Origin of the sequence: Rhodopirellula islandica, assembly GCF_001027925.1 — a bacterium.
Lineage (GTDB): Bacteria > Planctomycetota > Planctomycetia > Pirellulales > Pirellulaceae > Rhodopirellula > Rhodopirellula islandica.
In genome coordinates this window covers 81685-101169 of sequence record NZ_LECT01000023.1, presented here as the reverse complement: position 1 = coordinate 101169, position 19485 = coordinate 81685, and the positions used below count along the sequence as shown (strand labels likewise).

The following is a 19485-nucleotide window of genomic DNA, read 5'->3' as shown; positions in this document are numbered from 1 at the left end:
CCCGACGATCACCGCCATCAGAGTAGAACCGTTGCCCTCAACTGTTCCGTCGTGCCACCCGCCAACGCCGGGCATCATCGCTTCTCAGTCCAGCCTCACGCCGCTCGACGACAGCAACCAGCCAACGTAGGCCAGGTTCCACCTGGCAATCATGCCAATGCTCCTGTAGGCCAGGTCCCACCTGGCAACCACGCCGATGCTTTGGAACAAAGCGAGGCGTCCAGTCCCCTCGTCTCGCAAGCCCAACGTCCGCCTGCCAAGAACCACCGCCAGGTGGAACCTGGCCTACGCCTGTCGCCCTTTCCAACTTCCCGCCCAACAAAAAAACCCGACGCAGTGCGCCGGGTTTGCATTTTCAATCAGATGCGAAAGCGACTTACGCTTTGGCCAGTTCGTCGCGAACGCGTTCGAGCAACTTCTTGCTGGCCAGGATGCCTTCGGCTTCGCTGAGCCCACCACCTTCGTATTCAATCCCAACGTAGCCGTTGTAACCAAACTCGGTGACGATCTTCATCATCTTGAAGTAGTCGGTGTTCTTCTCGTTGCCTTCTTCGTCAAAGTCGTGCGTCTTGGCACTGACAGCTTTCGCGTACGGCATCAACGCTTGCACGCCGTGATAGCGATCGAACTCATCTGCGTTCTTGCCACGCGAAATGAAGAAGTTGCCGAAGTCCGGCAGCGTGCCGCAGTTGTCCATCCCAACGCGCTCCATCACGACGGCCAACCAAGCACCGTTGCTGCTCAGACCACCGTGGTTTTCAACGATCACGTTGATGTCCTGCTTGGCGGCGTACTCACTGAGTTGGCTCAGCCCATCGGCTGCGTACCCGATCTGCTCAAGGTAAGAACCGCCGCTGGCTGCATTCACACGAATCGAGTGGCAACCGAGGAACTTGGCCGCGTCGACCCACTGATGATGATTCTCAACTGCTTTCGCACGAGCATCTTTGTCAGGGTCGCCCAAGCGTCCTTCCCCGTCGACCATGATCAACAGGCTCTTCACGCCGTTGTCTTTGCAACGCGAATTCAGCTCCGACAAATACTTCTCGTCACGAGCCTTGTCCTTGAAGAATTGATTGACGTATTCGACCGCATCAATGCCGAACTGCTCTTTCGAAACCTTCGGGAAGTCCATGTTGGTGATTCCAACCGACTGATCCCGAAGCGTGCGGTGCAGCGACCACTCGGCCAAAGAAATTTGAAAAGGAGCGTGATCATGATCATGCCCTTCGTGAGCATGAGCCAACATTCGCGAACCAGCGATTCCGGCAACGGCGGTGGTGGCGGCGAGCGACTGCAAAAATTGACGACGTGGCAACATGCGGGCTGTTCCTAACGGTTCTGAGGTGGGGCGTGGGGACTTCAAAGAGGAAATTCAAGGGTGTTCACATCACTCGGCCTGAGCGCACCAATGTGAGCGCAGCAGCGAATGCAAACCGACTCACAGTCTAACTGGAAACCCGTCGCAACGCGCAAGAAATTCGCGAGCTCCACGCGTCGCGAGCCCAACAAACGGGAGGCAAGCGAACGGTCGAACCAAGCGAATCAAAGCTCACCCTCACAGCGGCGAGCGAGTCAAACGAACATAGAAACCAGCCGCAGAACAACCCGCCCACGCACTCGCGTGATACCAGCTGCCGGCGCAGCAAAATGACCGCGGATCCAAGTGAATGAATCCACGATCATTGACTGATTTGACCGATTTCCGAACGAACCAATCCGGCTTCGAACTACTTGAGTTCGACGGAGCCGCCAGCTTCTTCGACTTCGGCTTTGACCTTTTCAGCGTCTTCTTTCGAGACAGCTTCTTTCAGGGTTGCTGGGCAACCTTCGACCATCTTCTTGGCGTCCATCAACGATGCACCCGTGATGTTCTTGACGACCTTGACGACGTTCAGTTTCTTCTCACCGAAGCTGGTCAAGACGACATCGAATTCGGTCTGCTCGACTTCAGCGGCAGCACCACCTTCGGCAGGACCAGCCATCATCACAGCACCACCGCCGGCGGCTGGCTCAATGCCATGCTCATCCTTGAGGTAGTCGCTCAATTCTTTGGCTTGCTTCAGGGTCATGTTGGCGATTTTGTCGCCCAGTTCTTTTGCTTCTGCGCTGAATTCAACGACAGCGGTTGCTTCATCGGACATAGTCAAACTACCTCAAAAACGAAAAAGGTGATTCGGAAATGGTTCAGGAAAAAAGCCGGGACACGGACACAGGCCCCGGCTACTTGAGCAGAGACGACTATTCGTCGCCTTCGCCCTTGGACTTGATCTGGCTGTTGAGCGTTTTGCCCGGACCAAGCATTGCAGCACTGAGTGTTGCACCTGGGCCAAGGATCTGACCGACCAACATGGAAATTTGCTCTTCACGGCTGGGCCACTTGCTGACCGCCTTGACGGCATCTGGATCCAGTTTCTCACCGTCCAGAACGCCGCCCGTGGTGACAAACTGTTCGAACTTCTCTTTGTCCTTGTCCAGCCGGACGGCTTCCTTTACCAGACTGACGAAGTCGCTCGAGCCCCAGAGCACGGCGACTTGCCCATTCATTCCATCGAACGCGGGGAAGAGAGACGTGCCTTCAGTGGCGCGACGGGCAAGTGAGTTTTTGACAACCATCATCTGGATGTCTTTTTGGCCCAGCTCGCCACGCAGCTCGTTGGTCGTGTTTGCATCCATGCCGGAGCAATTGACCAACACGGCATCCTCCACGCCATCAAGCCGACGCTTGAGATCGCGAGTCACCAGTTCTTTGACGTATTTACTCATCGGATTTTTTCACTCGAAAGAGCCAAACCTTGGCCGCAGTTGGATGTGATCGTTTGGGGTAGGATCAAGAACATTGATCCTCCAACATCAATTTGAAAACCAACGCTTTCAACCATGATGTTGGTTGACCGGGGCAGCCCGATGAAGCGAATCATCAGGCCAAACCGTGCAGCTAGGTGGTAACGCGAACGCTAGGCGTCATCGTCGCACAGATCGCCACGCCTTTGATGTACGTGCCCTTGATGGACTGAGGCTTCATGGCAGCGATGAAGTCCACGAACGACGTGATGTTTTCTTCGAGCTTGCTGGCGTCGAAGCTCATCTTGCCGACCATCGCGTGAACATTGCCACCCTTGTCGTTCCGGAACTCGACCTTACCAGCCTTGTACTCGCTGACGACTCGACCGACGTCAGGGGTAACGGTTCCAGCACGAGGGCTAGGCATCAAACCACGAGGACCAAGCACACGACCCAAAGGTCCGACCAATCCCATCATGTCGGGGGCGGCGATGCAGACGTCGAAGTCTGTCCAGCCGTCTTTGATCTTCTTGGCCATGTCTTCTTGACCGACTTCATCCGCACCAGCTTCTTCAGCCGCTTTGGCTGCGTCGCCCTTGGCGAACACAACCACGCGTTGGGTCTTGCCGATGCCGTGTGGCAACACGAGCGAACCGCGGATGATTTGGTCAGCCTGGTTTGGATCAACGCCCAAACGCATGTGAACTTCGACGGTTTGGTCGAACTTCGTGGCGTCGTATGTTTTCAATACCTCGACGGCCTTGCCCAACGGAAGCATTTCCTTGGGCTGTTTTTCGAGGGCGGCACGATACCGCTTGGATTTCTTTCCCATTTAGTCACGACTCATTTGTGTCGGGTGGTATGGCGATTCCACGCTGGCCCGAACTCTTTGTTGCCAGCTAATCATTCCGATCGGCTGAAAGAACGCCCGGCGGCAGAATCTCCCACTTGTTAAACAACCGAAACCCTCAAAGATCTGGGTTGCGATCGAAGCGGGGGAGTTTGGCGAAGGCCAGCAGCAGCGTCAACCTCAACTGGGCCAAGCAATTCGGTTTTTTTTCTTGGTTTTTCGAAGCGAGGCCTTCATCGAGGCACATCGGTTGCAATCGTGGGAAGATGCAGGAAAACCTGTCACAATCGACCGCAAACCTTAACATGCCCCCTGAAGCACGGCGGGAGCATGGTTTTCACCGGGTCTCGCCCCCCCCCAGAACTCGCCTGCTGTTGCACCCGAACGACCAAGCCTGACCGCCATCCTGAATGGCGGAACCAGAAGGCTCGGCAACATTTTGATGAAGCCGATGCAGTGCCAGCACCTCGCAGTGCACGCGAAAGAACCGAAAGAGAAATCGAATGATGAAACCTTGGCTGACCGCACTTCCCGTTTACAACGAAGCTCAATACGTCGACGAAGTCCTCGAAAACGTGCTCCAGCACGCGAACCAAATCCTGGTGGTCGACGACGGCAGCACGGACGGAACTCCCGAACGACTGGACGCCTGGGCCAAACGCCTGCCTGAATCGGTCGCGGTCGTGCACCATCCCCAAAACCGGGGCTACGGCGCCGCACTGCAAACTGTCTTCGCCCACACCATCCAAGAGGGCTACGAAGGCGTTGTCACGCTGGACTGCGACGGGCAACACCAACCTTGCCGGATCCCAGAGTTCATCGAGGCTGGCCAGCATGCGGACATTGTCTCTGGCAGTCGCTACTTGAAAGTTTTCGAGGGCGACGACGCACCTCCCCAAGAACGGATGTTCATCAACCGCCGGATCACAGCGGACATCAACCGCCGACTCGGCTTCTCACTGACCGACGCGTTCTGCGGCTTCAAGGCTTACCGAACCGAAGGCCTGCGAGCGCTCAAAATCACCGACGACGGCTACGCGATGCCACTTCAACTGTGGGTCGAAGCCGCAGCGGCAGGACTGCAGGTCACGGAACTGCCTGTCCCGCTGATCTACTTGGATCTCGAACGCTCCTTCGGCGGTTCGCTGGATCACGCGGAAACCCGCCTGAATTACTACAACCAAGTCCTCGATGACGCGATCGACCTGGCGTGCCGCGAAGGTCGATTCCAACCCAGCGAAGGAAAAAACGGGCAAGCCGACTCGCCATGCAGCGAGAAATCCAAGCGAGCCGCCAGCTGAACTGCCGCCTTTCCCAAGCATCCGCCGAGGCTCCCCTCGAGCCCTCGCCTCCCTGCCAACTTCCCCTGCACCCTTCCTCCGGGAGGATCGAGCGAAGGGCAAGCATTGACAATTGCAAAATCCGAGCGATTGACGAGATCCGAGGTGGCACCGTCCAGGAAGACGGGCAACTGCCGTCGCTCTGCGACTGAGCGTGCGTGCCTGGTGATCCAGCAACCGCGGAGCGAAGACTGGGCGGTTCACCCCCATCGCCCCGGAGGGGCCGTCGTTGCTAGCTCGGGGCGGAAGCCCCGAGTTGGATCACGAAACACAGAAAGGTCGCCCCGGACGGGGCCGTCGTAGATGCGCTGCGGGGCCTGACTGACGCGCCGGGGTTCCTTGCCGACGGGCGGAGAGCCATCCTACGGGCGAGCATTGAAAAAGTTAAATTGACAATTGCAAACTGCAAATTGACTTGCCAGTTGAACAGCCAGTGCCCGTGGTGGACCAGGCACCAACACATCACCAAGCCAAGGCGTTGCAACCAAGCGAGGCGTCCAACATCTCGCCAGCTTCCGCCCTGATTTCACAATTTCAAATTGTCCATTTCACTCCTTCAATCGAAACACAAGCGTGCGGTCACCAGAGTAGAACCGTTGTCCCCAACGGTTCCGTCGGGCAGCCCTCCAACGCCAAGCCTCGTCGCACCCGAGTCACTGCCAACCCGTTTGCGTCACGGTGCTCGACGACAACCGACAGGCACGCAAACATTGGGGACAAATGCTGGCCCCTGCCTTCAGCGAGGCAAACGCTTGGATTCGGTCTCGGGGGAGGCGTTGCCAACCGATTTCCCCACCGCGGCGGTCGCCAGTTGACGCATCGGGCGTGACGCCAGCCCAGCGGCCATCATCAATCGAGCCAGCCCGACCATGGTTTGATGCCATTGGTGCACCATGTCAGGCGTGCCGAAACGGGTCGCATCCTCTCGATGGAACCCCTGCTCACTGACCCGAACCTCGGTGGCCATGTGCATCAGGGCCTCGAGCATCACATGGCTGTGACGGTCAGAATCCGTCAACCCTTCGTCGTCGTAGATCCACAGATGGGGCTGCATCGCGAGATCGACACTGTGCATCGCAGCAGCATCGGCATCCATCGCATCGACGACCAACGAACGGGCACCACATTGAACGTAAAACTTAGCCATGGGATTGATCTTCCGTGAAAAGGCGGTTGCGGGGGGATCCGCCGCCGAGTGAACCTCCCGGCGACACACATAGGATCGCAACCGGCGTGACACGTTAGGTCACGGGGGCCGGAGGGAGCTTCTAGCTCCTAGTGGTCCGTCAAAGTTAAAAGTGAGGGTTGATCGTAGTGGACGAGGCCACGAGTCCTTGGATTTGACGCCAGTTCAGGACTCGTGGCCTCGTCCACTACCCTAAAAACAAGTGCTGACAGACCACTAGCTCCTAGCTCCTAGCTCCTAGCTCGTGCCTCCCTAAAACAGACCTGAAAACCGTTTCCCAGCGGAATTCGGCGTTCTCTCCATTTACAAAACGGAGGCGTCCTGGATAAACTGCCGGGCTTTCCTGGAAAAACCGCTTTTTCGCCCGCCCCTTCCGACGCGTGTTCGATTCACTCTCCGACGGTCTGCAATCCGCTTTCAAAAGTTTGTCTGGCAAAGGCAAACTGACCGAAGGCAATATGCGCGATGGTCTCAAGATCGTGGAGCAATCGCTGCTCGAGGCGGACGTCAGCTACAGCGTCGTCCAGGACTTCATGGGGCATGTCTCCGAAAAAGCCCTCGGAAAACGCGTTCTCCTGTCGCTGCGGCCGCAAGAAGAGCTGGTTCGCATCGTCTACGACGAGCTGGTCGAAACCCTCGGCCCAGTCGATTCCGCCCTGAATTTGAAAGCCGATGGTCCCACGATCATCATGCTGTGCGGGCTGCAAGGAAGCGGGAAAACGACCACCTGCGGCAAGCTGACCAAGCTGCTGCAAGAACAAAACATCACTCCCTTGCTGGTCGCGGCTGACTTGCAACGCCCCGCCGCCATCGAACAACTCAAGGTCATTGGGTCGCAACTCGGCGTCCCCGTTCACGCTGAAACGGACCACAAAGACCCGGTCAAGGTCTGTCAAACCGGTGTCGAAATGGCCCGCCGCGACGGCAATCGCGTGGTCATCTTGGACACCGCAGGACGTTTGGCGATCGACGCCGAACTGATGGCCGAGCTGAAGAAAATCGACCGCAAAGTCGGCCCCGATCAGGTTTACTTGGTCGTCGACGGCATGACGGGTCAAGACGCAGTCAACAGTGCCGGTGCGTTCAACGACGCGTTGGAACTGGACGGCGTCGTGATGACCAAGCTGGACGGCGACGCTCGTGGCGGAGCCTTGCTGTCCGTCAAGCAAGTCACCGGCGTACCGATCAAATTCATGGGCACGGGCGAGCACTTCGATGCTCTGGAACCCTTCCGCCCTGAAGGCATGGCCAGCCGTATTTTGCAGATGGGCGACATCGTCGCCGCGGCTCGCGAAGCACACCGAATCGTGGACGAAGACGAACGAGAAGAGCTGGAGGCCAAAATGGCCAGCGGCGACTTCTCGCTCGACGACTTCAAGAACATGATGCAGAAAGTCGCCCAGCCCGGGCTGATGGGACGCATGATGGGGCTGATGCCTGGCATGGGCCAATTCAAAGAAGCGATGGAATCGGAAGCGGCCGGCGGCCAACTTCGACAAATTATCGGGGCAATCAATTCGATGACCCCCGCGGAACGCAAAAACCCTAAGCTGATCGATGCGACTCGTCGCACGCGAATCGCGAAGGGTGCTGGCGTCCAATCGCCAGTCATCACGCAATTGATCAAACAATTCGATGTGATGAAGCCGATGATGCAAGCGATGTCCGGCAAGGGCAGCGGCGATCGGATGGCGATGATGCGTCAAATTCAAGCCAACGCAATGTCGGGCGACCCCCGCTTGGGTGGCTTGAAAACAAAGCAGAGCACGGGGAAACGACTCTCCCCAGCCGAAAAGGCTCAGCAACGCAAAGAACGCGACAAGCTGAAACGAAAACTCAAACGAAAAAAACGCTGAGCGAGATCAAGTGGGCCAAGACCGGAGCGGTACAGCCCTCAGTCTTCAGCCCCCGAAATCAACCTCAATTCCTTGGAGAAACGACCGACATGGCAGTAAGAATTCGCATGAAAAAGATGGGACGCACGCACCGTCCTTTCTTTCGTGTTTGTGCAGTGGATCAACGCAACCCACGTGATGGTCGTGTGATCGAAGAACTCGGCACCTACGATCCAATGTGCCCCGAAACCGACGCCCGCACCACACTGAAGGCCGATCGGGTCGACTACTGGATTGGCGTTGGCGCTCAACCCAGCGACAAAGTGGCTGTGCTGATCAAAAAGTACGGCACCGAAGGTTCGCACCTGGAAGCCCAAAAGGCAGCCGTCGAGCGACTCGGACGCCGCAAAGATTACACCCCACCACCAGAAGCTCCCGCTCCCAAGGCTGCTCCCGTGGCAGAAGCCCCTGCGGAAGAAGCTCCCGCAGAAGAACCTGCTGCTGAAGCCTCGACCGACGATGCTCCTGCTGCAGAAGCCACGACGGAGTGAGATTCGACGTTGTCACCCTGTTTCCGGCCATCTTTGACGGTTATCTGACCCAAAGCTTGCTGGACAAGGCGATTGCTCGTGGTTTGGTAGAGATTCAGCGACACAACCTCCGCGATTGGGCCGAAGACACCCCTCATCGCAAAGTCGATGACCGCCCTTTTGGCGGCGGCCCTGGAATGCTGTTGCAAGTCGAACCGACCGTGAATTGCGTTCGGGACGTGGACGCCATGGCCGCTGTCCCGGCTCGAAAGATTTTGTTGACCCCGCAAGGTCGACGGCTCGACCAACGGTTGGCCGAAGACCTCGCCACCAGCGACCGCATCCTGTTGATGTGTGGTCGTTACGAAGGATTCGATCAACGCGTGTTGGATATCCTCCAACCCGAAGAGATCAGCATTGGCGACTTTGTCCTCAACGGGGGCGAGGTGGCCGCGATGACCATCATCGACGCTGTCGTCCGGTTGCTGCCTGGCGTGCTCGGTGATGAACAAAGCAGCCTGGATGATTCGTTCAGCCGAGGTAATCGGATGCTCGAGTTCCCCCAGTACACCCGGCCCCGTGAATTCGAAGGCCACACCGTCCCCGATGTTCTGCTCAGCGGCGATCATGCCGCGATCGCCGCCTGGCGAGCCGAACAAAGCTGGGCGAAAACGATTGACCGTCGCCGCGATTTGCTGCCCGAGCATTCCGAACCAAACAACGAACACCCCAACAAACTCTCCTGAACATCACAGAGGTTCCCAAATGAACAACGCCATCATGGACATGGTCGACAAGGCCAACCAAAAAGAAGAGGCTCCCAAGTTTGAAATCGGCGACACCGTCGACGTGCACTCCAAGATCTTGGAAGGCAACAAAGAGCGAGTCCAAGTTTTCACCGGCGTCGTGATCGGCCGCAGTGGCCAAGGTTCCCGAGAAATGTTCACCGTCCGCCGCATCGTGGCTGGGGAAGGCGTGGAGCGTAAATTCCCGGTTCACAGCCCCCGCATCGAAAAAGTCGAAGTCAAACGCAGCGGTGTCACCCGTCGCGCCAAACTGTACTTCCTTCGCGATCGCGTCGGCAAAGCCGTTCGCTTGAAAGAACGTCGCCGCGTTTGATCGCTGCCTCCGGGCACCTCCCAACACTCGCCAAGCTGCTCCGGTTCACCGGCGCAGCTTGTTTGCTGCGCGGTGGGGGGGGGGAGAGAGCGAACACAGCGCGCGAGATGGTGGGTGGCACCATCCGGGAGGGGAGCACCAGATGGTGGATGGCACCATTCGGGAGCACGCCCAACACACACCACCAGTCGCGGAGCGATCCAGATGGTGGGTGGCACCATCTGATCGATCTGATCGCGGGGGGTGCAGTCGGCTCAGTAGCATGCGACCCTAAGCTGCCAGCGACTTCTTTGAGCCAAGCAATCTGTTTATCGGTGGCAGCTGGTGCTCGGGGAATAGAATTTTCCGCCAAACGCCTTTCCACAACCCACTTCGATGGGTGGCTCGAAGATCGATGATTGCTTGCATTGAGTCACGCTTCCAACGCATCCCGGATTGCTTAAACCGTTGATTGAAAATGACCTTGCATCCCGCCTCGGTAATGCCGCTACCGATCGGCTCGCCGGCAGCACGCCTCTGTTGGTAGTCCATGTGCGGGCGATACTTCTTCAGGTAACCAAGGCCGCTGTCGAAGTCCGCACGTTTGCCCTTTAAACCATGACGCCGCTCCTGCTGAGCTGCTCGCCGAATCACCGCGCTGACGCCATCGTCTTGATGACGAAGAATCCGCCTACTCTCCTCGGCCCAGCGATGAGCTTCGTTGGTGTCGCTGCCAAACAGACCATCGCCGAGTTTCGTCAGATACTCGCAAGCATGAAAGAAGTCGACACCCCAGCTCCACGACAGCGGCTCGCCACTGACCGGATGCTTCATCTGAGCAAGCGTGTTCTTGAAGTAGCTCTGCGGAAGCGCTCCAGCGTCCGTCACGTAACGCAGCACCGGGACCTCGCACGGCAATCGCGTGAAGTACGCTTTGAGAATCCGATCGAGCCGACGCGTGAGGAACAACTGGTCTTTGCGTGGTGCCTCGCCAAGGTAGATCGTTCCCAGTCGCCGCCCTTTGCGATCAAAGAGACTGAGCGTCGCGCAGCCCGACTCTTTCCATCCCGGTCTAAGCGGCACGTGAACCCCGTCACGCCCCAATTGCAGCAAAACACACCGTTCCCCTTGGCTTTGGTTGGCTGCGGCAGTCCACAGGATCAGCTGCTCGATGGCCTGTTCGTCGCTGTGCTCACTGGTGAGCCGATGAATGTTATCGACGTTGCGACGATAGGCATCGACGGACATTTTGACGTCGAACCGCTCAGCGATCTGTTCGATGGCTGCTTGCTGAGGCATTTCAGCGGCCAACCGCCCCACCGCATCAGCCAGTGCTGGAGAGAGTCGTCCCGAGGTGAAACCGCGACGAACATCGACTACGCCCAAGCGAACGTCCAGCGGAGCGAGTCCGTGATACCAGGCATCGGAAGTTTGAAAATACCATCGCTCAAAGCGGATCGTTCCCAAACGGGTATGAAGGGTTTGCAAGGTCTTGCGATTGACGCGAAACGACGCATTGTCGAAACGGAAGCCGCCGGGGCGCTCGTCGCTTTCGAGTTTCGAGAGCGCGTGCTGGATGATCAACCGGCCCAGAGAACGGACGAGTGTTTCGATCCGTCTCTCGAACCGGTCAAACGAGGCAGGTGTGACATCGCCCCGCCAAAAAAGAGCGTACCGCGACAATCAACGATACCGCGATGGCGGTGAGTTGCTTGAGGCATTGCATGTCGAGTTGATCCACAAGTGATCCAGCCAACGCAACGAATCCGTTAGACTTGTTCATGACGTCCGTTTCCTGAGAGTGCTTGTTTGCCAAAACTCACATTAGGGGACGGGCGTCGCTTTTTCTCCAATAGCAATCTCGGATTTTGTCGCCCCAACATCACAAGCACGCGCTACTGAGTCGACTGCACCCATCGCGGGAGCGCGCGAGATGGTGGGTGGCACCATCCGGGAGCACGATGCTCCCCTGTGACCGAAGACGAACCGGACGCTAGCGCGTTCCGGCTGATTCATTCAGCAGGCTGGTGAGCGAGGAGCCTTCCAACCGAGACCTCGGGTTGGAAACCCGAGGCTGACAAATGTCACCGCTCCGCGGTTGCCCGATCCCCCAACACACACCACCAGTCGCGGAGCGACGACAGCCGAAAGCCTTGGGTTTTCAACCCAAGGGCATACGCCGACGAAACATCCGTCGCAAGTCGCGGAGCGACGACAGTTGCTTGTCGCACGATCGCCAAACGATCTCCAGGTTTTCCGTCCCCGTGCAATGGGCTTCCAAGCTCGTCGACATGGAAACCCGATGCGTGAGTTTTGAAGTTGCGTTTTTTCGTTGAATGGCCAACGGCCAAGTTCAACCCAAAACGCGTGGGTTGATGTTGGCCGTTGGCCAACAAAACCCACTGCCAATCCGCAACTTCAAAACTCGCGCTTCGGGTTCCTATTGATTCGACGGGCTCGGAAGCCCACCGGGCGAGTACGAGTACGAGTACGAGTACGAGTACGAGCACGAGCACGAGTACGAGCACGAGAAGCTAGAAGCTAGAAGCTAGAAGCTAGAAGCTAGAAGCTAGAAGCTAGAAGCTAGAAGCTAGAAGCTAGAAGCTAGAAGCTAAAAGCTAAAAGCTAAACCAAGTGAGCTCCCGGCGCATAAAAAAACCGGGCACGCTCCAGTGGAACGCACCCGGTTGAACTTGTCAGCCGTGACTTGTTGTGTTGCCGAATTGGATTTTCGATCGGGTCGATCCATGACCACCAACCACCTTCATCCTGGAAGGCGAGGGACTCCCGCCAAGGAGTCCCATTCTCACCGGGTTCGCCGCATCAGGCGATGCTTCCGTGCTGCCAACCCGCCAATCCTTTGGCGGAAACGGTTCTCGCGGGACAACCGTGGGCAGCGAACCCGGTGGGAAGGGATCAAAACGTGCAATTCGTCAACGTCCTCTCCGTAGTGTCGTTTCGATCCTCAAGCAACCAAACGGTAGGCTTCGTCGCCCTCTTTCGCAGGAGACTCTTGGTTGCGTTCGCGAACAGCGTCGACGAACTCCTCGAAGATCCGAATGTCCAATGCCGAAGCAGCCTCGGATTCGGGGTGGAACTGCGTTCCTAAAGCGAACCAGTCGATCATTTCGCTTTCGATGGCTTCGATCACGCCATCGGGGCAGCGTGCGGTGACGCGGAACCCAGGGGCAACTTCATCGATCGCCATGTGGTGACGACTGGTCACGCGAATTTCGCCGTCGCCGTAAACGCGTCCGATTAACGAATCGCTTTCGACATTCAGTGTGTGGCGGTGATTGACGTCTTGACCGTCAAAGTGAGGCACCGCTTCCGGCAAATCTTCTTTGATGTGCAAGAACAGGTTGCCGCCCTGCTGGACGTTGATCAACTGCATGCCGACGCCAATTCCGAAGACAGGCATCCGGCGTTCAGCGATTTCGGCCATCAACATGCGGTCGCTGTCTTCGCGTCCCGCACTCATCGGACGAACGCTTGGGTGAAGCATGAATCCGTCGTTGCGAGGATCCAGGTCGCCACCGCCGATGAACAAAAATCCTTCGACTGCGTCTAAAACTCGGGCCACCGATTCTTCATCGGCTTGTGGGGGAACCAAGACCGGGATACCACCAGCTTTGATAATTGCTTCGTAGTATCCGGCGGCGATGTAAGCAAACGCGGGGGTGCTGCGGGCGGCGGCACGGAAATCGGCGTTCAAACCAATCAGGGGCTTGCGCGTCATGGGAAGATCCTCTTCGTATCGGCGTTTGGTGTGGCCCGCACTGGTCAAGCATTGGACCCAGCAGTTAGAAGCTGAATCCAATCGAGCGAGAATCAAAACCGCGTGGTCTCAGCCGCATGATGCCGCCTGCTGTTCTGGCAGGGAAAAGGGCAATCATGGGAGACCAATCCAGCCTGTCTCATCATGAAACAAACTGGTCGCTTTGCTTCCCGGACTCTTCCAATGAGGTGAATGATAAGCGGCGCGGCGACGGTGTCGCGTCTGATGTGCGGGGAGATTAGAGGCGGAGTTTCACAACACCAAGCAAGAACGATATCTTGTGGAAAAGTCGCCCGTGGACACTACAGGTAGTGCTAGCAAATGCTTTTTTTGCTAGCAAAGCCCCCGATTCCGCCTGTTTTCAGGGAGTTTCTGCGCATTCCAGACTGAAGTTCGCGCCCCACCGGGGGGAACCAATCCTGTCCCCCTGTCACCGCATTGACTCTTCAGAAATCAATTTGGTGGACGGTCCGCCAGCTTCCTACCAGCGATCGTTTCACCGGGACCAATCGCACAGTGAGGGCCATTCTTCCGTCAGATCGATTTGACGGCAATCCCTCGCAACTTGAGCAGTGCTGCGCCGCAAGGACTCCCAGCCAGAATCCCCTCCGTTTGAACGCCTCGCCACCCTGGTGATTCGTCCCACCGAAGCAATCTGGTAATCTGTTGGACGGCCGAACGGACGGTCACCCGGGCTGGAAAAAAAACCCAGTCTGTTGGAAGGCCTGAGGTAGTGAGGGCCCGATTTGTCGAAAAGCCTTAGGTTTTGAAGGACCGCACCTGTGCATTTTCCTGACGTCGCGTTGGCTTCCATCGGAGTCACCATCCCCCAGGCCCAGTGGACCAGCGAACAGATCGAAAAGGATCTGCAGCCGCTGTATTCCCGTCTGAAGCTGCCCGAGGGCCGATTGGCGATGATGAGCGGCATCGAAAGCCGGCGAGTCTGGGAGCCCGGCACGGTCCCCAGCGGCCCCAGCATCCAAAGCGGCCGGCACGCGATCGACGCCGCCTCCATCGCCCCCGACCAGATCGGAGCCTTGATTCACGCCAGTGTCTGCCGGGACTTCCTCGAACCCGCCACCGCCTCCCGAGTGCACCACGAACTGGGATTGTCTCCCAACTGCTGGGTCTACGACGTTTCCAACGCCTGCTTGGGTGTTCTCAATGGCGCGGTCCAGATCGCCACGATGATTCAGTCGGGGATGATCTCGGCCGGCATCGTGGTGGGCACCGAAAACAGCCGCCCCCTGATGGAAGCGACCATCGCTTCCTTGAACGCGGACACTCAACTGACGCGTAAAACGGTCAAGCCCGCGTTTGCATCGCTGACCATCGGTTCGGGCAGCTGCGCCTGGTTGCTGACCCATCACGACCTGCACCCCAACGCCACGACCCTGGAACACGGGATCGCTCGCGCCCACACCGCCCACCACGCTCTCTGCCGCAGCGACCAAGACACCGCGGGAGCGGGGATGCAGCCGTTGATGGAAACCGACTCGGAAACCTTGATGGCCGAGGGCATCGCGACCGGCGTCGCTGCCCTGGACGATCTGCTGCAGCAATCCGGCTGGTCCCGCGACCAAATCAACCGCTCCATCTGTCACCAGGTCGGCTCCCGGCACCGAGTCGGAATGCTGGAAGCCATGCAGCTGCCCGTCGATCGAGACAGCGTGACGTTCCCAGCCCTCGGGAACACGGGTTCGGTCGCCTTGCCTCTGACAGTGGCTGCCGCGGCGGCCACCGGTGATCTGTCCCCCCAAGACCACACCGCAATGCTCGGCATCGGATCGGGGATCAACAGCGTGATGATCGGAGCCAAGTGGGGCGAAACCGCGATCGCAGGCGACTGGGCAGGCTTGCTCGACGAATTGGCCCCCTCACGCTTGGCCGCATCCGCCCATTGACCGCCGAACCACGGGAACTGGAAACCGATCGCGCCCTCGGTGCGCCGCGTCCTCGCCTGCTGGTACGTGCCCACTTTACTGGACGCCGTGGCCCATCCTTTCCCAAGATGCCTTCGTTTGCTTGCCGGAAAGCGTTTCTAGCGCTATGGTGAAAGCAGGCCGCCTCTTTCCTACCGACCTCTGAGTGATCTCGATGAAACGCCATTTTCTTCCCCGACTCTCAGCTGGGCAGGTTGCCCTCCTATCCGCTTGGAAACCTCTCCAGCGTCACCTTCGCACCAGCGGGTTGGCCGTTTGCGCGGCAGCCCTGTTTGGTTTCGCACCTGTCTCTGCCCAAGACACCCCGGTCGCGGAACCGCCTGTGCAAACGGAAGCGGCCACGCCACCTCCACCCCTGGCGGAAACCAAACCAGCGACAACCACTCCCACCGAGCCCGCCCCGGTCGACGACGCACAGGCAGCCGAAGAACCCAGCTACGTTCGGGTTCACGAAGTGGACGACAAACCATTCGCGTTGCAAACCGCGACGGTTCAATTTGTCGGCCAGCCCGGCACACAGTATGACGGTGCGATCGTGGATCTGGTCGGCGTCGTTCACATCGGACAGAACGAGTACTACACCGACCTCAAGGAACAACTGTCGAAGTACGACTGCGTGCTCTACGAATTGGTCGCCCCTGATGGAACGCGGATCCGCCCCGAAGACTTGGAAGAACGCCGTTCCATCTTGGCATCGGTTCAGACCGGCATGAAAGACATGTTGAACTTGGAGTACCAACTCGAAAAAATCGACTACATGGCCGAGAACTTTCGGCATGCGGACATGAGCCCGGAAGAGTTTGTCGAGGACCTTGAAAAGCGTGGCGACAGCATCTGGAAAATGGTCGCTCGGATGCTCGGTGCTGGCATCGCTTCGCAAGCCAAGACGGGCGGTGACGCTGGGTTGATGATGGCAATGTTCAGCGGCGAAGACCGCCCGATGAACATGAAGCGAGCGATGGCCCGCCAACTGGTCGACATCGAACTGGTAACCGCCGGCATGGACGACGCCAACGGGGAGAACACCTTGATCAAAGGCCGCAACCGCAAGGCCTTTGAAATTCTCAAGCAAGAACTCGATGCCGGCAAAGAGAACATCGCCGTGTTCTACGGAGCCGGCCACTTGCCCGACATGGCCGACCGCCTGGAAAACGAATTCGGCATGCAGCCAACCCAGACGACTTGGTCCAACGCCTGGGACCTGACCCGAAACTGAGGCAGCAAAGCTTCTAGCTTCTAGCTTCTAGCTTCTAGCTTCTAGCTCTTAGCTTCTAGCTCTTAGCTCTTAGCTCTTAGCTCTTAGCTCTTAGCTCTTAGCTCTTAGCTCGTGCTCGTGCTCGTGCTCGTGCTCGTGCTCGTTGCTCGTTGCTCGTTGCTCGTCCGGTGGGCTTCCAAGCCCGTCGAATCAATAGGAACCCGAAGCGCGAGCGAGGAACTGCACCTGCCGTCGCTCCGCGACTGATCGTGCGTGCCTGAGTGATCAGGCAACCGCGGAACGGTGAGAGGAGCGGTTGACCACCATCGCCCCGGAGGGGCCGACGTCGTTAGCTCGGGGCGGAAGCCCCGAGTTGGATCACGAAACACAGAAAGTTCGCCCCGGACGGGGCCGTCGTAGATGCGGTGTGTTCCTCGCTGACGCGTCGAGGATCCTTGTCGACGGGCGGAGAGACCATCCGACAGGGCTGTGATTGGAAAATTGCAAACTGCAAATTGACTGGTCACGTCCCCAGCCAGCGTCCGCCTCAAGCCAGCTTTCACCCCGATTGTACAATTTCAAATTGTCGATTTGACCTTTGGCATCGAGCCCCCAGGGCGTCACCCGGATCGCAGAGCCTTGCGGTTCACCATCCAGGCCGAAGCGAATGTCGGTATCAGAGTAGAACAGTTGTGCTCAACTGTTCCGCCGGGCAGCCCTGAACCACCAAGCCACATCGCACGCGATTCAGTGCCAAACCGTGCCCGCCACGCCGCTCGACCACACCAACCAGTCACGCAAACATGGTGGGACAAATGTTCGACTCTGTTGGCGCCTCGTGCTATTTCCTTCCTCCGGGGAGGGTCGAGCGAAGCGAGCGGTCCGCTCGCTTCACAAGTCATCCTCCGGCGACCGCGTCGAACTACGGTCGCAGGATCTCGTTGTTGCGTTGCACCCGGTCTTTCTGCTCGGTGAAGATCTTCGGCAGACTGTTGGGCAACGACTGAGGAGCCGTCGATTTTTCGGGAGCAAAGTCGCGTCCCCGAACGGCGGATCCCAGCGGCGTCGTCAGCGAATCATCGATCGTCTTCAGATAAGCTTGCAGCTTCCAAGCGGGAATGATGGTCACACCATTCTCGGTTGCCTTGGCTTTCGCTTTCCCAACCGCTTCGATCTCACTGGCGTTGTCCGCTTGATCGTCCAACCGCTCCGATTCACCAATCACCAAGAATCGAACGCTGCTGTCAAACGTGCCTTCTTGCGTTCCATCGGTTCGCAAGATCGCTGCCACCTCGGCTCCTGCGGCCCGAATCATCGAAGAGATCTCGGTGGTATCGGGGCGGCTGTCGTCGTCGATGTCGATGTTGTCCATCAAAGCGATTTTCACGCGACGTCCGGGTGACCAGAACGGGGAGTAGATCTGGTCGCCAGGGATGATGGGGTAGCGAATCTCGGGGAATGCCACCACACGAGCTTCCGCGCGGTGATCGCCCAACAGCTTGGTGACCTGGATCGTGGCTTTGATCTTCGCGTCTTGCAAACGCGTTTCGTCACCATCGATCACGCCGAACGTCACACCAGGCGTCAGCTCATCGGCCGATCCCAGATTGATCGTCACCACGTTTCCGTCGCGATAGACATAGCTGATCAAACCTTGGGTGCTTTCGAAGTTGGTGCTGCGAAGTCGCACCAGTTCTTGCCGTTGGTTTTCGATCGTGCTGGACAAGCGAGTTTCGAGTTGCTGCAGTTCGTTGATCTCGGCGGTGACCTTGTTTCGATACGTCGTGAATTCCGTGATTTTCTTTTGCAGGCTGTCGCTGGTTCGCTCCGTCGTCAGCTTCATTTGCTGACGGTCTTCCGCGAACTTGGATTGCTCCGTTTCCAGTTTCTTATTGGCATCGTCACGACTTTGCTCGGCCACCTCTTGGGCTTTGCGAGCCACTTCGATGTCACTGTCGGCCTGCGACCGAATCTGAGTCGCTTCGTCCCGAGCCTGGCTGTACTGGACGTTGCGGTTGCGAATCGCGTTGACCAAGAACTCCGGCAGAGCGGGGTAATTGCGGTTTTGCGGGTCGACTTCGGGGCCGAACAACGCCATGTCACGAGCGAAGTTTTGCTCGATCGCTTCGATTTCGGGATCGCCACCGGTGCTGGACGTCAGCTGGTCGAATTGAGCCTGACTCAACCCTCCCACGCCGAGCATCGCTTTCATCAGCGTCGCTTCGCTCTGCATCGTTTGCAGCTCATTGCCACGTGCCTGCAGGCGTTCATTCGCCCCCGCTGCCGTCTCGGCTTGCGTGTCGCCCCAACTCCACAGAAAGAAGTTGAGCGCCAAAGAGAGCACCAGGAAAATCAGGCAGGCAATCAAGCTGCCTCGGATCACTGAATCGTCGCGTGCGGCCATGGGGGCGGTGAAGAGTAGGAGGAGATGGAGTGCCCGTGCGAGGGCAGTCGGACCAACAGGGGTCGCATGTGGACTCGATGAACAGCGGCCACCGACCCATTGGGAATGGCGAACCACTCCCTTCTGCAAACAGCGATTGTATTCAGTGACGGTCCGAAACGCATCTTTTTGACACAGAAATCAGCCTGAAACTGTTCCCCCGATCGCGCCACCCCACCGGTTTGCTCCGATTTTGACGACGAACCGCTTTGAAAAGCCATGGCCAAACGCCTTCCCCCCCGCCCCAAACAGAAGGTTTTTCAGCTTCTAGCTTCTAGCTTCTAGCTTCTAGCTTCTAGCTCGTGCTCGTGCTCGTGCTCGTGCTCGTGCTCGTGCTCGTGCTCGTGCTCGTGCTCGTGCTCGTGCTCGTGCTCGTGCTCGTGCTCGTGCTCGACTGCCGCCATCGCCCCGGATGGGGCCGTCGTCCGTAGCTCGGGGTGGAAGCCCCGAGATGGAAAAGGTCGCCCCGGATGGGGCCGTCGTGAGGGATGGTGGTGTGGTCC

The 19485-nt window shown here is 58.1% G+C and carries 17 protein-coding genes; 8 read left to right on the top strand and 9 right to left on the bottom strand.

The annotated features are described in order from the left end of the window. Positions 1 to 376: 376 nt before the first annotated feature. From RISK_RS11685 to rplA, 4 genes are all read right to left on the bottom strand, one after another. The gene (locus RISK_RS11685) at positions 377 to 1321 is read right to left on the bottom strand and encodes a sugar phosphate isomerase/epimerase family protein (protein WP_047814474.1); all 945 of its coding nucleotides are present in this window, start codon (positions 1319 to 1321) and stop codon (positions 377 to 379) included. 409 nt (positions 1322 to 1730) lie between these two features. After that, positions 1731 to 2144 carry a 50S ribosomal protein L7/L12 gene (gene rplL, locus RISK_RS11680; protein ID WP_047814473.1) on the bottom strand — a complete coding sequence of 138 codons (414 nt, stop codon included), beginning with the start codon at positions 2142 to 2144 and terminating at the stop codon, positions 1731 to 1733. 97 nt (positions 2145 to 2241) lie between these two features. Then, a complete protein-coding gene (gene rplJ / locus RISK_RS11675) occupies positions 2242 to 2766 on the bottom strand; it encodes a 50S ribosomal protein L10 (protein WP_047814472.1) in 525 nt (174 codons plus the stop codon). 172 nt (positions 2767 to 2938) lie between these two features. Next, positions 2939 to 3616, bottom strand: coding sequence for a 50S ribosomal protein L1 (gene rplA, locus RISK_RS11670; protein ID WP_047814471.1), 678 nt, complete (start codon positions 3614 to 3616; stop codon positions 2939 to 2941). A 524-nt stretch (positions 3617 to 4140) separates the two neighbouring features. Here rplA and RISK_RS11665 point away from each other — a divergent pair. Continuing rightward, positions 4141 to 4935 carry a glycosyltransferase family 2 protein gene (locus RISK_RS11665; RefSeq protein WP_047814470.1) on the top strand — a complete coding sequence of 265 codons (795 nt, stop codon included), beginning with the start codon at positions 4141 to 4143 and terminating at the stop codon, positions 4933 to 4935. A gap of 775 nt (positions 4936 to 5710) precedes the next feature. On the opposite strand, the gene RISK_RS11660 is transcribed toward RISK_RS11665, so the two are convergent. Continuing rightward, positions 5711 to 6121 (bottom strand): hypothetical protein, encoded by a 411-nt coding sequence (locus RISK_RS11660; RefSeq protein WP_047814469.1) that lies wholly within the window; start codon positions 6119 to 6121, stop codon positions 5711 to 5713. A gap of 419 nt (positions 6122 to 6540) precedes the next feature. Here RISK_RS11660 and ffh point away from each other — a divergent pair, with 419 nt between their 5' ends. The 4 genes from ffh to rplS all read left to right on the top strand — a co-directional run bounded on the left by ffh (position 6541) and on the right by rplS (position 9644). Then, positions 6541 to 8016 carry a signal recognition particle protein gene (ffh, locus tag RISK_RS11655; protein ID WP_047814468.1) on the top strand — a complete coding sequence of 492 codons (1476 nt, stop codon included), beginning with the start codon at positions 6541 to 6543 and terminating at the stop codon, positions 8014 to 8016. A 107-nt stretch (positions 8017 to 8123) separates the two neighbouring features. Next, a complete protein-coding gene (gene rpsP, locus RISK_RS33370; protein ID WP_315852544.1) occupies positions 8124 to 8546 on the top strand; it encodes a 30S ribosomal protein S16 in 423 nt (140 codons plus the stop codon). Further along, positions 8543 to 9271 carry a tRNA (guanosine(37)-N1)-methyltransferase TrmD gene (gene trmD / locus RISK_RS11645; RefSeq protein WP_047814466.1) on the top strand — a complete coding sequence of 243 codons (729 nt, stop codon included), beginning with the start codon at positions 8543 to 8545 and terminating at the stop codon, positions 9269 to 9271. Before rpsP ends, trmD begins: the two co-directional genes overlap by 4 nt. Positions 9272 to 9290: 19 nt before the next feature. Next, a complete protein-coding gene (gene rplS, locus RISK_RS11640) occupies positions 9291 to 9644 on the top strand; it encodes a 50S ribosomal protein L19 (RefSeq protein ID WP_047814465.1) in 354 nt (117 codons plus the stop codon). A gap of 270 nt (positions 9645 to 9914) precedes the next feature. Here the strand turns inward: rplS and RISK_RS11635 are convergent, their stop codons facing one another. The 3 genes from RISK_RS11635 to RISK_RS11625 all read right to left on the bottom strand — a co-directional run bounded on the left by RISK_RS11635 (position 9915) and on the right by RISK_RS11625 (position 13362). Next, on the bottom strand, positions 9915 to 11111 hold the full coding sequence (locus RISK_RS11635; protein WP_150122566.1) for a transposase: 1197 nt from the start codon (positions 11109 to 11111) through the stop codon (positions 9915 to 9917). Between the two features lie 142 nt (positions 11112 to 11253). Beyond that, positions 11254 to 11406, bottom strand: a complete 153-nt coding sequence (locus RISK_RS32205) for a hypothetical protein (protein ID WP_160311436.1) — start codon at positions 11404 to 11406, stop codon at positions 11254 to 11256. A 1182-nt stretch (positions 11407 to 12588) separates the two neighbouring features. Next, positions 12589 to 13362, bottom strand: coding sequence for a gamma-glutamyl-gamma-aminobutyrate hydrolase family protein (locus RISK_RS11625; RefSeq protein WP_047814534.1), 774 nt, complete (start codon positions 13360 to 13362; stop codon positions 12589 to 12591). A gap of 821 nt (positions 13363 to 14183) precedes the next feature. On the opposite strand from RISK_RS11625, the gene RISK_RS11620 reads away from it, so the two are divergent. Both RISK_RS11620 and RISK_RS11615 read left to right on the top strand, forming a co-directional pair. Then, a complete protein-coding gene (locus tag RISK_RS11620) occupies positions 14184 to 15305 on the top strand; it encodes a 3-oxoacyl-ACP synthase III (protein WP_047814463.1) in 1122 nt (373 codons plus the stop codon). A gap of 193 nt (positions 15306 to 15498) precedes the next feature. After that, positions 15499 to 16560, top strand: coding sequence for a hypothetical protein (locus tag RISK_RS11615; protein WP_236696225.1), 1062 nt, complete (start codon positions 15499 to 15501; stop codon positions 16558 to 16560). A gap of 901 nt (positions 16561 to 17461) precedes the next feature. On the opposite strand, the gene RISK_RS11610 is transcribed toward RISK_RS11615, so the two are convergent. Next, a complete protein-coding gene (locus RISK_RS11610; protein WP_047814462.1) occupies positions 17462 to 18943 on the bottom strand; it encodes a hypothetical protein in 1482 nt (493 codons plus the stop codon). Positions 18944 to 19284: 341 nt separating this feature from the next. Between RISK_RS11610 and RISK_RS33365 the strand changes: the two genes are divergently transcribed. Further along, positions 19285 to 19413 (top strand): hypothetical protein, encoded by a 129-nt coding sequence (locus tag RISK_RS33365; protein WP_261340220.1) that lies wholly within the window; start codon positions 19285 to 19287, stop codon positions 19411 to 19413. Positions 19414 to 19485: the final 72 nt, after the last annotated feature.